Source organism: Spirillospora sp. NBC_01491 (genome assembly GCF_036227065.1).
In the GTDB taxonomy this organism is placed as follows: domain Bacteria; phylum Actinomycetota; class Actinomycetes; order Streptosporangiales; family Streptosporangiaceae; genus Spirillospora; species Spirillospora xylanilytica.
The window spans coordinates 7752235-7767604 of sequence record NZ_CP109432.1 but is presented as its reverse complement, the minus strand read 5'-3'; the positions used below and the strand labels follow the sequence as shown (position 1 = coordinate 7767604).

Below are 15370 nucleotides of genomic sequence, written 5' to 3'. Positions count from 1 at the left end.
TTCGCCGCTCCTCGCTGCTCGTCCTCGCTGCTCGTCCTCGTCCGTCCCTGCGCGCCGCCGGGGCGGCGGCCGTCGCCGGGCGGCCGGTCACTCCTCCACGACGGTGCCCGCGGCACCGCGGGCGGCGTCGCCGATCCGGTGCAGCGACGTGATCGCGGCGCGGGCGCCGCCGGCCGCGACGAACCGCCGCACCGCCTCCACCTTGGGGCCCATGCTGCCACCCGCGAAGTGCCCGGCGGCGGCCAGCGCGCCGAGCTCGGCGACGGTGACGCGGCGCAGCGGGCGTTCGCCGGGGGTGCGGTAGCCGACCATCACGTGCTCGACGTCGGTCGCGATCACCAGCGTCGCGGCGCCGAGCCGGCGGGCCAGTAGCTGCGCCGCCAGATCCTTGTCGACGACGGCCTCCACCCCGCGCAGCGCGCCGTTCTCGCGGACCACCGGCACTCCCCCGCCGCCCGCGGCGACCACGACGTGCCCGGCGGCCAGCAGCAGTGCGGCGGCGTCCGCGTCCAGGATCTCCAGCGGCTCCGGGGAGGCGACCACGCGCCGCCAGCCGCGGTCGCCGAACGACCGCCAGGACTGGCCGAGCGCCATGGAGCGCCGCGCCTCGTCCGCCGGGAAGTAGCGGCCGACCGGCTTGACCGGGTCGGCGAACCCCCGGTCGGACGGGTCCACCAGCGTGCGCGTCACCACCGTGGACACCGGGCGGGCGGCACCGCGGGCGGCCAGCGCCCGCTCCAGCGCGTTCATGATCAGCACCCCGACGGTGGCCTGGGTCTGCGCCCCGCACCAGTCCAGCGGCACCGGCGGCACCACGTGCGCGGCGAGCTGGTTCTTGATCAGCAGGTTGCCGACCTGGGGGCCGTTGCCGTGGGTGAGCGCGACCCGCGCGCCGGCCGCGACCAGCTCGGCGACGTGCTCCATCGCGCCCTGCACCGCCGCGGCCTGCGCCGCGGCCGACGCGCTGCCGTCCGCGCCGGTCATCGCGTTTCCGCCGAGCGCGATGAGGACCGGCCCGGCACCGCCGCCGCTGTTCACGGGACGACGGTATCCGCGGAACGGCCGCCGCTCATGGGCGTAATCCGCCCAACCGGGCCCGGGTCTTCGGCAACTATCCCAGGTGGCGCAGCCGCTCGACGGCCTCGTCGATGACGTCGTCCTTCTTGCAGAACGCGAACCGGACGAAGTGGGCGCCGGCCTCGGCGTCGTCGTAGAAGACCTGCGTCGGGACGGCGACGACGCCCGCCTTGCCCGGCAGCGCGCGGGCCAGCTCCATGCCGTCGGTGAACCCGAGCGGCCGGATGTCGGCCTGCACGAAGTAGGTGCCCTGCGGCCGGAACGTCTCGAAGCCCGCCGCCTCCAGCCCGGTGATGAGCCGGTCGCGCTTGCCCTCCAGGGACGCCCGCAGGTCCTCCACCCAGGCCAGCTCGTTGCGCAGCGCGTACGCGGCGGCCCGCTGGTAGGGGGCGCTCACCGCGTAGGTGACGAACTGCTTCACCGTCTGGACGGCGCGGATGTGGGCGGCGGGGGCGGTCACCCAGCCGGTCTTCCACCCGGTGACCGAGAACGTCTTGCCCGCCGAGGACACCGACACCGTCCGCTCGCGCATGCCGTCGAGCGTGGCGAGGGGGATGTGCTCGGCGCCGTCGAAGGTCAGGTACTCGTACACCTCGTCGGTCACCGCGACCAGGTCGTGCTCGCGGCACACCGCGGCGATCGCCTCCAGCTCGGCGCGGGTGAAGACGGTGCCCGCCGGGTTGTGCGGCGAGTTGACCAGGATCAGCCGGGTGCGCGGCCCGACGGCGGCGCGCAGCTCGTCCGGGTCGAAGGTGAACCGGCCGCCGGACGGGCGCAGCGTGACGGCCCGGCGCTCGGCCCCGGCGAGCGCGATCGTCGCGGCGTAGGAGTCGTAGTACGGCTCGAACACGATGACCTCGTCGCCCGGTCCGGCGAGCGCCAGCACGGACGCGGCGACGCCCTCGGTGGCGCCGACGGTGACGAACACCTCCGCGGCCGGGTCGTACTCCAGCCCGTACCGCTCCAGGCGCTGCGCGGCGACGGCCGCGCGCAGCTCCGGGACGCCGGGGCCGGGCGGGTACTGGTTGCCGCCGGACCTGATCGCCGCGACGGCGGCGTCGAGCATCGCGGGCGGCCCGTCGGTGTCGGGGAATCCCTGCCCGAGGTTGATCGAACCCGTCGAGGCGGCCAGCGCGGACATCTCCGCGAAGATCGTCGTCCCGAATCCCTGCATGCGCGATACCAGCGGCTCTCCCACGCCGTCCATCTTCCCCGCTCGCCGCCGCGGTGCCCACCCCGCCCCGGGCGGCGGCGGGTCTCAACTTGATCACCGGTCGGTGCGGGCGCCGTCCCGGGGCGGCGGCGCGCGGGGCGATGTGGGTGGGCGCGGGTCACCCGCTGTGCGCGGCCGTGGTCCGGGGAAGCAGCAGCATCAGTGCGGCGGCCAGCAGGTAGAGCGCGATCTCGACCGGCAGTACGGCCGCGAAGGCGTCGCTGAACCCCGGTAGCCGGGCGGCATCGGCGGCATGGCCGTCCAGGACGGTGAAGAAGAGGGTCCCCACGGCGGCGACGCCGGCGGCACCACCGATCTGGTTCACCGTCGAGAGAACACCCCCGGCCGCGCCGGCGTCCTTGCCCGGGATGCCGGCGAGGACGACATTGACCAGGATCGGCGCCGCCAGGCCCAGCCCGAGACCGCCGATGAACAGTGCCGGCGCGAGCATCCAGTACCCGGGGTCGTGACCATCGCGGACGATGAACCACAGCAGCGCCTGCGACGCGGCCAGGGCCGACGATCCGCCGACCAGCAGCGCCCGGCCCGCCTTGGCGGCCATGGCGACGCCGAGGCCGGAGGTGAGGATGGACCCGATCGCGTAGGGAAGGATCACCAGACCGGTCTGCCAGGCGGTGCGTCCGGTACCGGCCTGAAGGTAGATCGACAGCGTCAGGAAGAACGCACCGACGGCGCCGAAGAAGAACACCGAGGCCATCAGTCCCGCGCCGAAGCTGCGCACCCGCAGCAGCGCCGGGTCGAGCACGGGCTGACCACCGCGCCGCACAACCGAGTGCTCATGGGCCAGGAACCCGCCCAGCAGCAGCACCCCGGCCGCCATCAGCGCGAAACCCCACCACGGCCAGCCCCAATCACGGCCCTGGACCAGGGGCAGCAGCACCAGGATCACACCCAGCGTCAACAGCACCGCGCCCATGACGTCCAGCGCCGCCCGGTGCCGGCTCGTGGATTCCGGCAGGACGCGGGACCCCAGCACGAGCGCGACGGCCGCGATCGGCACGTTCACCCAGAAGATGGTCCGCCAGCCCAGCCCGAACAGGTCCGCGTCGACCAGGAACCCGCCCATCAGGGGCCCGGCCACAGCGGCCAGGCCCTGGACCGCCCCGAACGCACCGAACGCCTTGGCCATCCCGGCGGGGTCGAACGAGGAGCGGATGATCCCGAACACCTGCGGGACCATCAGGCCACCGGCCAGGCCCTGGAGGACGCGCATGCCGATCAGCATCGACGGGCCCGTCGCCAGCGCGCACGCCGCGGACGCAACGGCGAAGACCGCCAGGCCGGCCAGGAACATCCGGCGGCGGCCGTAGTCGTCGCCGAGCCTCCCGCCGGTGATCAGACCCGACCCCATCGCGAGGACGTACCCGGCCAGCATCCACTGCAACTGGGCCTGGCTCGCGTGGAACTCGGCCGCGATCGCCGGCGCGGCGACCGTGACGATCGTGACGTCCAGCAGGTCCATGAACGAGGCGAACAGCACCACGAGCAGGGCGATCCCGGCGGCCCTGCCGGCCAGCGCACCTGGTCGGGGATCCCCGCGGGAGGCAGTGTGGGAAGCGGTGTGGGAAGCGGTGTTTGAGCTCATGGGCCACACCGTGACAGCAGAAGCGGACGCCGAATGGCCGCTTCTTGGCCGACGATGGGTCCATGGCCACAACGTCCTCGCGCCTACTCAGCCTGCTGTCCCTGCTCGGGGCCCGCCCGAACCGGTCCGGGCGGGACCTGGCCGACAGGCTCGGTATCAGCACCCGCACCCTGCGCCGTGACGTGGAGAGCCTGCGCGAGCTGGGCTACCCGGTCCAGGCCCTCAAGGGCCCCGACGGCGGCTACCGGCTCGGCGCCGGCGGCCGGCTCCCCCCGCTGCTGCTCGACGACGAGCAGGCCGTCGCCGTCGCCGTCGCCCTCCAGACCGCGCCGGCCAGTGTGGCCGGCATCGACGACGCCGCCGCCCGCGCCCTGACCAGCATCAGGCAGGTCATGCCCGCCCGCCTCCGCGCCGAGGTCGACGCGATGCACCTGACCGCCATCGGCAACTCCTGGGAGTTCCCCGCACCCCCCATCGCCCCGGACACCCTCAAGGCCGTCGGCTACGCCGTCCGCAACGGGCACCTGCTGCGCTTCGACTACCTCACCCCCGACAGCCTCCGCCTCCACCCGAACGACCCCGGCTTCACGCCGCCGCTACGGGTCGAACCCCACCACCTCGTCATGTGGGCCGGGCGCTGGTACCTCGTCGCCTACACCCCCGCCACCGAAGCCTGGGGCATCTACCGCGTGGATCGCATCCACGCCCACGCACCCACCGGGACCCCGTTCCAACGCCGCGAACTCTCCGAACCCGACGTGGCCCGCTACGTGATGACCAGCCACGACAGAGGAGACACCCCGGCCCGATGGCCATGCCTCGGCACCGTCCTGATGGAGCTGCCCCCCGACGTCGTCGCCCGTTGGGCACCCGGCGGCTCCGTCATCGAGTACGTCGCCCCCACGCAGACCCGCATCACCCTCGGCGCATGGTCCTGGGCCGGGGTCGCCGGCCTGCTCGCCACCTTCGACGCCGACATCACCATCATCGAGCCGGGCGAACTGAGGGACGCCTGCCGCACGCTCGCCCGGCGCTACCGGCAGGCCGGCGAGTAGATCCGGGGTGGGATCCGGCGGGTCAGATCCAGCCCATGTCCTGGGCGGCGCGGACGGCGGCGAGGCGGTTGGACTCGCCGAGCTTGGTCATCGCGGTCGACAGGTAGTTGCGCACGGTGCCCTCGGACAGGTGCAGCAGGGCGGCGATGCGGGACGTGGGGGTGCCGGCGCCGGTCAGCCGGAGGATCTCGCGCTCCCGCGCGGTCAGCGGGTTGTCGCCCGCGGCCATGGCGCTCGCGGCCAGCTCGGCGTCCAGGTAGCGGCGACCGGCGTGGACCTTGCGGATCGCGGCGGCCAGCTCCTCGGTCGGGGCGTCCTTGGCGACGAAGCCGCGCACCCCGGCGGACATGGCGCGGCGCAGGTACCCCGGGCGGCCGAAGCTGGTGAGGATGCACACCGCGCAGCGGGCCCCGGCGGCGCTCAACTGCTCGGCGACGGTGAGGCCGTCGGCGCCGGGCATGTCGATGTCGAGCACCGCGACATCGGGGTCGAGCGCGGCGACGGCGCCGGCGACCTCGTCGCCGCGGCCGACCTCGCTGACCACGGCCAGGTCGTCCTCCAGGCCGAGCAGCGCGGCGACGGCGCCGCGGATCAGGTGCTCGTCGTCGGCCAGCAGGATGCGGATCACGCCGTGCTCCCGGCCCGCTCGGCGCCGGCCGCCGGCAGCGGGACGACGGCGCGCAGCAGGAACCCGTCGCGGCCGTCGCGGGCCGCGGTGAGGTCGCCGCCGACGACCGCGACCCGCTCGGCCAGCCCGGTCAGGCCGGAGCCCGCGCCGCCCTCGGCGTCGCCCGTCCCGTCGTTGCGCATCTCCAGCACCACCGATCCGCCGTGGGAGGCCAGGGCGATCGCGCAGTGCCGGGCCTCGCTGTGCTTGATCACGTTGGTCGCGCCCTCCCGGATCACCCAGGCCAGCACCGACCGGACCTCGGGCGGCAGGGCGGCGGGCGGGGCGGCGGCCTCGCAGCGCACCCCGGCCGCCTCCAGCACCGCGCGCACCCCGGCCAGCTCGGCGTCCAGCTCGACGGCGCGGTAGCCGCGGACGGCCGAGCGGACCTCGCGCAGCGCGTCGCGGGCGGCCTGCCGGACGTCGGCCATCTCGGCGCGGGCCCGCGCCGGGTCGGGCTCGGACAGCCGGATCGCCAGCTCGCTCTTCACCGCGATCAGCGACAGGCTGTGGCCGAGGAGGTCGTGCAGGTCGCGGGAGAACCGGAGTCGTTCCTCGGTGACGGCGAGCCGGGCCTGCGCCTCGCGCGCGGCGTGCGCCTCCTGGTGGAGGTCCCAGATGCGGCGCTGGTAGAGGTTGATGAAGATCAGGAGCCAGCACAGCCCGGCGAAGCCGGCGAACACCGCGGGCACCAGGTACCAGTGCCGCAGGTCCCAGCCCGGCGACCGGTCGAGGCCGACGGCGACCGCGACGAGCACCGTGCCGAACGCCGCGGTGCCGAGGCACAGCAGGATCTGGCCGCGCCGGCCCGGCACCGACAGCGCCACCGTCGCCGCCCAGAAGACCGGGATCACGCAGAAGACCGGGCTGCCCAGCATCATCAGGCTGAGCAGGCCCGCCGACACGGCGCTCAGCACGATGTCGCGCCGGGACGCCCCGCTGCGCATGCTGCCCTGCACCAGCCGCGAGTAGAGCCACAGGAACAGGCCGAGGCCCACCGCGGCCAGCGCCGTCACCGGGACGGGCACCTTCCCCGAGGTGTGGCCCTGCACCAGGCCGACCACCGCCGGCGAGATCACGCCGAGCGCGGCGATCAGGAAGGACCGGTAGGTCACCTTCCGGTACTCCTCGAATCCGCTGGCCGCGCGCTCTTCCAGCTGCGCCGACGTCGGCGTGCCCATATCCCGTCCCTCCCCCGGGGCGCACCCTATCCGCTGCGCCCGTGCCCGCCGGCCCATCGTCTCGGTCACGCGCGCCTGGGCTCCCAGCGGAACCAGCGGGCGGCGAGCAGGCGGCCGACGACGATCCACGCGGCGAGGACGGCGAACGAGCGCGCGCACGCCTCCCAGCCTCCGAGGAGGCCGACGCCCGGATGCGGGCCGTAGGCGACGAAGTCCTGCCCGAAGTAGGCCGTCCGGACGATCTCCACGACCGGGGACAGCGGCAGCAGCCGCAGCGCCTCCTGGGCCGCGGCGGGCAGCGCGTCCAGCGGGAACATCACGCCCGCCCCGCCCATGCAGGCGAACATGATCGGCAGGACGGTGAGCGCGGCCATGTCGCTGTTGGGGGTGAGCCCGGACACCGCGAAGGCGAGCAGCGCGAAGACCGCGACGCCGCCGCCGAGCCCGGCGAGCAGCAGCAGCGGGTCGGCGGGGAACCGGCCGCCGAGCGCGGCGCCGAGCAGCACCAGCAGGGCCCCCGCCTGGACGGCGTACATCACCGCGGCGGTGAGCACGCCGCCGCCGAGGATCTCGGAGTCGGAGAGCGCGGTGCCGCGCAGCCGCTTGAGGGTGAGGTCCTCGCGGCGGGCGGTGAGCCCGTTCACCAGGTTCATGAACACCGCGAAGACGACGAAGAAGGCGAGGTGGCCGGTGCCCTGGAGCAGGGCGCCGTCCACGCCCTCGATCGGCTTGCCCTTCATCGGCACCAGCATCGCGGCGAACAGCAGCGGCAGGCCGGCGACGGTGAACAGCGCGCTGCGGTTGCGCCACAGCAGGGTCAGGTCGAGCCGGGCGACGCGGGCCAGGGGCGCCAGGCCGGGGGGCCGGATGCCGGCAGGTCGGGCGAGGGTCACTGGTCCGCTCCTTCGGCCGTGCTCAGGAACACGTCCTCCAGCGAGGCGCTGCGGGCGTGCAGGCCGTCGAGCGCGACGCGCCGCCCGTCGGCCCAGCGCAGCAGGTCGTACAGGCCGGCCTGGAGGCCCTGGCCGGTCACGGTGTAGGTGGCGACGGCACGGCCGCCGTCGACCTCGATGCCCGCGCGGACGCCGCCGAGGGCGGGCAGCTCGGCCACCTGGAACCGCTCGGGCAGCCGGAAGCTGATCCGGTCGCCGTGGCCCGCGACGACCTCGCGGACCGTCCCGGCGAGCTCGATCCGGCCGCGGTGCATGATGGCGAGCCGGTCGGCGAGCCGCTCGGCCTCCTCCAGGTAGTGGGTGGTGAGCAGGACGGTGGTGCCGGCGTCGACCACGTCCCGGACGATCGTCCAGGTGGCGCGGCGGGCCTCGGGGTCCATGCCGGTCGTCGGCTCGTCCAGGAACAGCACCTCGGGACGGCCGAGGAGGGCGAGCGCGAGGTCGAGCCGCCGCTTCTGCCCGCCGGAGAGCTGCCGGACCCGCACGTCGGCCCGGTCGGCGAGGCCGGCCGGGCCGATCACCTCGTCCGGGTCGCGCGGGCGGGGGGTGAAGCCGCGCCAGTGGGCGACGGTCTCGGCGACGGTGAGGTCACCGAAGAAGCCGCCCTCCTGGAGCATGATCCCGATGCGGGGGCGGACGTCGCGGCGGTCGCGGTGCGGGTCGCGGCCGAGGACCCGGACGGTCCCGGCGTGTGCGGGCCGGTGGCCCTCGAGGGTCTCCAGAGTGGTCGTCTTGCCCGCGCCGTTGGTGCCGAGGAGCGCGTACAGCTCGCCCTCGCGGACGTCGAACGAGATCCCGGCGACGGCCTCGAACCCGCCGTACCGCTGGTGGAGGCCGGTGACCTGGATGGGTGGGCTGGTCTGCATGGTTCCAGCCTCGCGACCGCGGGCGCGGCCCGGTAGACGCGGCTGTCACCGGCTCCGGCGGCACCTGTCAGGTGTGCGCCGTGACAGGTGTCATCTCCGCAGGCCGGGGAGCCGTGGCTCAGGCCGAAACGGGCGGACGGGTCAGTTCGGTCGGTCGGTGCCGGCGGCGGGGCGGGACGGCGGGGTCAGCGGGCCGCGCGGCGCTGCCGGACGGCCGCGAGCACCAGCCCCGCGACCAGCCACACGGCGCCCACCACCTTGGCGGACGTGGTGGCCAGCACGATGATCCAGATCGTGACGGCGGCGCCGACCACCGGCACCACCAGGTGCGGCAGCCAGGCCCGGCTCCCCCGCCGGACGACGAAGTAGCCGACGACCGAGGCATGCAGCAGCGTGAAGGCCGCCAGCGCGCCCATGTCGACGATCGAGACCAGCAGGTCGAGCCCGTCGGGGCGGCGCGCCGCCCACACCGACACGACCAGGGTGAGGCCCGCGGTGGCCAGCAGCGCGGTTCGCGGGACGCGCGAGCGCGCGTCCACCGACGCGAGCGCTCGGGGCAGGCCCCGTTCGCGCGCCATCCCGTACAGCAGCCGGGACGCGGCGGCGACCGCCGTCATCGCCGAGAACGCCGGGCCGACGCCCTTGACGACGGAGAACGCCGTGGACAGCCACGTCCCGATCGCCGAGTCGGCCATCGTGTAGAACGCGGTGCCCTGGTCGGCCGGGTGGTCGGCCAGCTCCTGCGGCGTCACCGGCATCAGCAGCCCGGCCAGGTAGGTCTGCACGACGAACAGCAGCCCGGCCAGCCCGAGGCAGAACAGCACCGCCCGCCCGACCTGCCGGGGGTCCCCGGCGTTCTCCTCGGCGAACGAGGCGATCGCGTCGAATCCCAGGTAGGACAGGACGGCGACGGAGACCGCGCCCATCACCAGGGTGAGCGAGCCGCCGCCCGTCCCGGTGAACGGCGAGGCCCACGGCCGGGCCGGGCCGTGGGCCGCGAGGACCACGAGCGCGGCCACGACGAACACCGCCAGCAGCACGATCTCCACGACGATCACGATGAAGCCGATCCGGGCCGCGACCCGGACCCCCGCGAGGTTGAACGCGGTCGTCGCCACGAACGCGACCAGCGTGAACACCCACGCCGGGACCGGCGGCACCAGCGCGTGCAGCGCGATCCCGCAGAACAGGTACGCCACCGACGGGATCAGCAGGTAGTCGAGCATCGCCATCCAGCCCGCCAGGAATCCGGCGGGCCGGCCGAGCCCGGCGCTCGCGTAGGCGAACACCGATCCGGCGTTCGGGATCTCCCGCGACATCCGCGCGTACGAGAACGCGGTGAACCCCATCGCGACCGTCGCGACCGCGTACACGGCGGCGACCGCGCCCACGCTCTTGGCGTCGAGGACGCCGTACACGCCCACCGGCGCCATCGGCCCGATGAACAGCAGCCCGTACACGACCAGGTCGCGCGGCGACAGGCTGCGGCTCAGCCCCTGGGTCTGCGTGCGGTGCCCCTGCGCCTCCATGCGGTCTCCCCCGGGTCCGGTCCTGCTCGGTCCGGGGGGCGTGCTGGCGACGGTCATCAACCTACCGAGCGGCGCGGGCGACCTCCCGCAAGGCAGGCCGTGAACGGCCCGCGTCTCCTCAGAGCGCGGGCGATCTCAGAGCTTGAGGCGGTAGACCACCGGGGGACGGCCGCTGCGGCCGGCGGTGTGCACGCTGCCGACCGGCTCGGCGACCCCGGCCCGTTCGAGCCGCTTCAGCAGCCGCCGCGCCGAGCCCTCCTCGATGCCGAGCCCCGCCGAGACGTCCTTGGCCGTCAGCTCCCCGGCCCCGCCCACCGCGCCGGTGCCGCTCGCCGCGTCCGTGCCGCTCGCTCCGTCCGCAGCGTTCTCCGCGTCTGCGACGCCGCCCGCGGGACGCAGGCCGCGCAGCCGTTCGAGGGTCTCCTTGCGGACGCCGACGCGCCGCGCCACCAGCGCCAGGCTGACCCCGGCCCGCCCGCCCAGGGCGTCCTCGGCCGCCGGGGCCGGGCCGCTGAGGACCAGGTCGGTGTGGTCGGCCGTCGCCACGACCGCGGTCGCGCCGACGTCGCGGGCGCGGGCCAGGGCGCGGCGGGCGCGGGCCTCGGCCTCCGCCGCGGTCGCGCCGAGCCCGAGGCCCGTCCGCGCGCCCGCGCCGCCCATCCCGAACAAGCCGTCCGGGGGCAGCCGGGTGAACTCGGCGGTCAGCTCCTCCAGCGGGCCCCGCGTCATGATCAGCATGTGCGTGCGCTCGTCCACCCGGGCGAGGCTGCCGCCGAGCGCGGCCACCCGGCGGCGGAGCTGCCCGGCCGCGCCCGGACCGGCGCCGGGGCCGGGCTCGATCAGCCCGATCGCGACCTGCGCGTCGCTGCTGCGCGCGTCGCTGACCCGCAGCACCAGCGTGCGCAGCGCCTCGAGGGTGGAGTGCCGGGACGGCTGGAGCCGCAGCACCGGGAGCGTTGGCTCCAGCGCCTCGTACGCCGACCGCAGGCAGGTGATCGCGATCGTCGACCCGTGCGCGTGCGCGTCCCGGTGGAATCCGACGAAGTCGTCGTGGGCGAGGCCGGGCCGGTGCTCCAGCACCCGGAGCCGTCCGGTCGGCAGCCGCGCCTCCCGCATCGTCTCCTCGACCTGGTCGCGCGGGAGGGTGTCGATGCTGGCGCCGGAGACGTCGTGGCCGAGGCGCAGCAGCTCCACCAGCCCGCGCAGCAGGGTCGCGCCCGTGTAGGAGACGTACTCGGCCGGACGGTCGAGCAGCCCCTCGCCGCGCGCGATCGTCCAGGGCACGATCCCGGTGAACAGCAGCGCGTCGGCGTCGTCGTGCACCGACCGGACCAGCCCGGCGGTCTCGTCCTCGTGCCCGTAGGGCAGCGGCAGGGCGCGGACGCCCTCGGTCTCGGCGCAGACCGCGGCGACCCGTTCGACCAGGTCGCCGGGCCCGATCAGGCCGACGCTGACGGCTGCCACGGCGCTTCCTCGTCGACTCCGGGCCCGCTGCCGGGCGCGGTGGTCCCGCCGCCGCGCGGGGCGGGCGGCGGGACCGCTGGACCGTGTGAGCTCATCCGACCTCGGCCTGGGGGACGTGGGGGACCCGCGCGGCGCCGTCCCCGTCGTCCGCGCCGTCGAGCAGCTCGGCGAGGGCACGCGGGTCGCGCAGGTGCGGGTACGCGCGCCACACCCTATCGATCTCCGCCTCCTGGCCGGGCGACACGTCCTCGTCCGGGTCCAGGCAGCGGCGGTGGGCCATCACGCCCTCGCGGATCAGCACCTCGTGGATGCCGGGGACGCAGCCGTGGAAGCCGTTCGCCGCGTCGAACACCGCGGCGTTGGCGTCGGTGAGGTCGGCGCCCACCCCGAGCAGCTCGGCCGGGACGGGCGCCCCGGAGCGCGCGATCTCGCCGGTGCGGCGGACCAGCTCGACGGCGGCGGCCGTCCAGACGGCGAACTGCCCGAGCAGCCCGCCGGCGCAGCGCACCGTCCGGACCCCGCCCGCCGTGCGGACGCGGAACGGGGTGACGAGGTCGGCGACGATGTTGTCGTCGTTGCCGGTGTAGAGGGCCACGTCGCCGTCGCGTCCGGCCGCGACCAGGGCGTGCACGACGTCCTGGGTCTTGTACCGGTCGAACGGCGCGACCTTCACGGCCCGGACGGTCCCGATCTCGAAGAACCGCCGCCAGAAGCCGCGGGAGAAGATCCGGCCGCCGACGGCGGGCTGGAGGTAGAAGCCGAACACCGGCAGGATCTCGCCGACCGCGGCGACGCCCGCGAGGATCTCGTCCTCGGCCGCGTCGCCCCACGCCGCCATCGACACCAGCCCGAGGTGGTAGCCGAGGCCGGCGGCGATCTCCGCCTCCCGCACGGCGCGGTCCGTCGGGCCGAGGATGCCGGCGATCCGGACGATGTCGCGGTCCGCGCGGTCCAGTTCCTCGGCGGCCAGCGCCAGCACCGGCTCGTAGAGGCCGACGGCCGGGTCGTGGATGGCGAACTGGGTGGTGTGCACCCCGACGGCCAGCCCGCCCGCGCCGGCGCCGAGGTAGTAGCGGGTCAGCGCCCGCTGGCGCGCCTCGTCCAGTCCGAGCCGCTCGTCCAGCGCCAGCGGGTGGGCGGGGATCGCCAGGCCGCCGTGCAGCAGTCCCGTCACGTCCATGGGTGGTTCCTCTCTGGTCGGGGGGCGCTCAGAACGCGCCGGCGCGCTGCTGGAACTGGGTGGGCTTGCCGTGGCTGGGCCCGCCGGCGGCGATCCAGGCGGCGGTCCAGTCGATCATCCGCTCCAGCGGGACGGTCGGGTAGCCGAACCGGCCCGTGCACTTGGCGGCGTTGCTGAGCAGCGCGGTCGCCGCCTCGGTGCCGGTGATCTCGGGCCCGCGGTCGAACCGGCGGCCGAACTCCTCCGCCAGCCAGCGGATCGAGACGGTCTCGGGGCCGGTCAGGTTGAGGACGTCCGGCGGCGAGTCGCAGTGCAGCAGCGACCGCAGCGTGATCGCGTTGACGTCGCCCTGCCAGATCACGTTGGCGCAGCCCATCGTGACGTCGACCGGCTCGCCGGCGAACACCCGGGTCGCGACGTCGTGCAGGACGCCGTAGCGCAGGTCGATGGCGTAGTTGAGGCGCAGGATCGACATCGGCGTGCCGTTCACGGCGGAGAAGTGCTGGAGGAGCCGCTCGCGGCCGAGGCACGACTGGGCGTACTCGCCCGCGGGGTCCGGCGCGTCCCCCTCCAGCGCCCCGCCGGACGCGAGGGGGGCGAGCGGGTACACGTTGCCGGTGGAGAACGCGACGATCCGCGAGGAGGGGAACCGCTCGGCGACGCGGCCGGGCAGGTAGGTGTTGAGCGCCCAGGTCGTCCACGGGTCGCCGCTGGTGCCGAACTTGCGGCCGACCAGGTAGACGATGTTGGCCGCGTCCGGGAGGTCGCGGAGCGCGGCCTCGTCGCTCAGGTCGGCGGGGAGCACCTCGACGCCGGCGGCCTCGAACTCGGCGCGCACCGCGGGGTCGCCGAAGCGGGAGACCGCGATGACCCGCCGGGCGCGGCCCCGGTCGGCGGCGAGCCGGGCCATCCGGGACAGGCTGAGGCCGAGCTTGCCGCCCGCGCCGAGCAGCAGCAGGTCGCCGTCCAGCTCGTCGAGGTCACCGACGAGCGCGGGGGTCGGTTCGTACAGGTGCCGGTCGATCGCGGCCAGCTCATCAGTTTCAAGCATGAGCGAAACCTAGCAGGCACTCGGAAAAACCCGCCACTGGTCCCCAAAAGTTCACAATGACCCCTTGACCACGCTAAAAACGGCACTCTACGCTCGGCGCCGTCCGAGATAAGAGTTTCATGCAGGTTCATAACCTGGAAAGAGAGGCGTGATGAGCCAGAGCCTCGCTGGACCTCCGGCACCCGCCGGGGAGGGATCCGCCGGGGCGCCCTCCGCCCGGCGCACGCGCAAGGCCGTGTTCGGCGCGTGGCTGGGCTTCTTCGCCGACCTCTTCGACATCTACCTGCCGGTGATCGCGCTGGCTCCGGCCAGCGCCTACTTCGCCGCGACCGGCGTGTCGGAGAGCACCCAGTCGGCGATCTCCGCGGCCGTGTTCGCCGCGACGCTGGTCGGCCGGCCGCTCGGCGCACTGCTGTTCGGCAACCTGGCCGACCGGATCGGCCGCCGCCGGATCACCGTGATCTCGGTGACCGGGTTCGGCGTCACCACCCTGGCGATCGGGCTGCTGCCCGGCTACCAGCAGATCGGCATGACCGCGGTCGTGCTGCTCATCGCGCTCCGCTTCATCGACGGCGTCTTCCTCGGCGGCGAGTACTCCTCGGCGACGCCGCTCGCCCTGGAGGCGAGCCCGAAGCACCGGCGCGGCCTGTACGGCGGCGTGATCGCCACCGGCTTCCCCGTCGCCTACTGCTCGATCGCGCTGCTCACCTTCGGGCTGCTCCAGATCATCCCGGCGGGCGGCATCGACAGCCCGTACGTGCAGTGGGGCTGGCGGATCCCGTTCGTCATCGGCGCCGCGATCTCGGTCGGCTTCGCCTGGTGGTACGCCCGCAACGTCGAGGAGTCGCCGGTCTTCGAGACCGCGCCGGACGAGCCGGACACCCCGGCCAAGACCCCGGTCCGCGAGCTGCTGCGCGGGCGCACCGGCCGCGACTTCCTCCAGGTCTTCGTGCTGACCACCGGGATGTGGTTCACCTCCTACATGCTGACCGCGGTGCTGCCCGGCCTGATGAAGACCCAGGCGGGGCTGAGCCCGACCCAGGTCACGTTCACCCTGATCATCGCCAACGCGCTGGTGGTGCTGGTCTACCTCGGCGGCGGGCTGCTGTCGCAGCGGCTCGGCCGGCGCCCGCTGCTGATCGCGGGCGGGCTGCTCTGCGCGATCATCGTGCCGGTCCCGTACACGATGATCGCGGGCGGCAGGGTCACCTCGTTCGGCGGCGTGCTGGTCCTCGCGGTCGCGATCACCCTGCTGATCAGCGTGCCGTGGGGCTGCCTGACCACCTACCTGAACGAGCGGTTCCGCACCGGCGTGCGCGCGTCCGGCTACGGCCTCGGCTACAGCCTCGGCATGGTCGTGCCCGCGTTCTACGCCTTCTTCCAGACCGGGCTCGGCCAGGTGATGCCGCACCGGTACACCGCCGTCGCGCTGCTGGTCCTCGGCGGCCTGCTCGCCGTGACCGGCGCCCTGCTCGGCCCGGAGACCCGCGACGTGGACATGACCGCCGAGTCCGCCGAGGCGGCCTAA

At 74.6% G+C, this 15370-nt stretch carries 13 protein-coding genes; 2 read left to right on the top strand and 11 right to left on the bottom strand.

Features of this window, described 5'->3' with window-relative positions:
* Positions 1-87: 87 nt before the first annotated feature.
* The 3 genes from OHA34_RS36115 to OHA34_RS36105 form a co-directional block, all read right to left on the bottom strand.
* The gene (locus OHA34_RS36115) at positions 88-1038 is read right to left on the bottom strand and encodes a carbamate kinase (RefSeq protein ID WP_285936815.1); all 951 of its coding nucleotides are present in this window, start codon (positions 1036-1038) and stop codon (positions 88-90) included.
* A gap of 73 nt (positions 1039-1111) precedes the next feature.
* A complete protein-coding gene (locus OHA34_RS36110) occupies positions 1112-2284 on the bottom strand; it encodes a pyridoxal phosphate-dependent aminotransferase (protein ID WP_329520127.1) in 1173 nt (390 codons plus the stop codon).
* 124 nt (positions 2285-2408) lie between these two features.
* Positions 2409-3896, bottom strand: coding sequence for an MFS transporter (locus OHA34_RS36105; protein ID WP_285936817.1), 1488 nt, complete (start codon positions 3894-3896; stop codon positions 2409-2411).
* A gap of 62 nt (positions 3897-3958) precedes the next feature.
* Between OHA34_RS36105 and OHA34_RS36100 the strand changes: the two genes are divergently transcribed.
* Positions 3959-4951: a helix-turn-helix transcriptional regulator gene (locus OHA34_RS36100; protein WP_329520126.1), complete on the top strand. Its 993-nt coding sequence runs from the start codon at positions 3959-3961 to the stop codon at positions 4949-4951.
* Positions 4952-4973: 22 nt separating this feature from the next.
* Here the strand turns inward: OHA34_RS36100 and OHA34_RS36095 are convergent, their stop codons facing one another.
* The 8 genes from OHA34_RS36095 to OHA34_RS36060 form a co-directional block, all read right to left on the bottom strand.
* Positions 4974-5579, bottom strand: coding sequence for a response regulator transcription factor (locus tag OHA34_RS36095; RefSeq protein WP_329520125.1), 606 nt, complete (start codon positions 5577-5579; stop codon positions 4974-4976).
* Positions 5576-6799 (bottom strand): sensor histidine kinase, encoded by a 1224-nt coding sequence (locus tag OHA34_RS36090; protein ID WP_285936820.1) that lies wholly within the window; start codon positions 6797-6799, stop codon positions 5576-5578. Before OHA34_RS36090 ends, OHA34_RS36095 begins: the two co-directional genes overlap by 4 nt.
* A gap of 65 nt (positions 6800-6864) precedes the next feature.
* Positions 6865-7692 carry an ABC transporter permease gene (locus tag OHA34_RS36085; protein WP_329520124.1) on the bottom strand — a complete coding sequence of 276 codons (828 nt, stop codon included), beginning with the start codon at positions 7690-7692 and terminating at the stop codon, positions 6865-6867.
* Complete coding sequence (locus OHA34_RS36080; RefSeq protein ID WP_285936822.1) at positions 7689-8618, bottom strand: ABC transporter ATP-binding protein; 930 nt, start codon at positions 8616-8618, stop codon at positions 7689-7691. The genes OHA34_RS36085 and OHA34_RS36080 overlap by 4 nt, the downstream gene beginning before the upstream one ends.
* A gap of 185 nt (positions 8619-8803) precedes the next feature.
* Positions 8804-10147, bottom strand: coding sequence for an APC family permease (locus OHA34_RS36075; RefSeq protein ID WP_285936823.1), 1344 nt, complete (start codon positions 10145-10147; stop codon positions 8804-8806).
* A gap of 135 nt (positions 10148-10282) precedes the next feature.
* Complete coding sequence (locus OHA34_RS36070) at positions 10283-11611, bottom strand: hypothetical protein (RefSeq protein ID WP_285936824.1); 1329 nt, start codon at positions 11609-11611, stop codon at positions 10283-10285.
* A gap of 91 nt (positions 11612-11702) precedes the next feature.
* Positions 11703-12791 (bottom strand): dihydrodipicolinate synthase family protein, encoded by a 1089-nt coding sequence (locus OHA34_RS36065; RefSeq protein WP_285936825.1) that lies wholly within the window; start codon positions 12789-12791, stop codon positions 11703-11705.
* A gap of 28 nt (positions 12792-12819) precedes the next feature.
* Positions 12820-13842 carry an NAD-dependent epimerase/dehydratase family protein gene (locus tag OHA34_RS36060; RefSeq protein WP_285936826.1) on the bottom strand — a complete coding sequence of 341 codons (1023 nt, stop codon included), beginning with the start codon at positions 13840-13842 and terminating at the stop codon, positions 12820-12822.
* A gap of 151 nt (positions 13843-13993) precedes the next feature.
* Between OHA34_RS36060 and OHA34_RS36055 the strand changes: the two genes are divergently transcribed.
* Positions 13994-15370, top strand: coding sequence for an MFS transporter (locus OHA34_RS36055; protein WP_285936827.1), 1377 nt, complete (start codon positions 13994-13996; stop codon positions 15368-15370).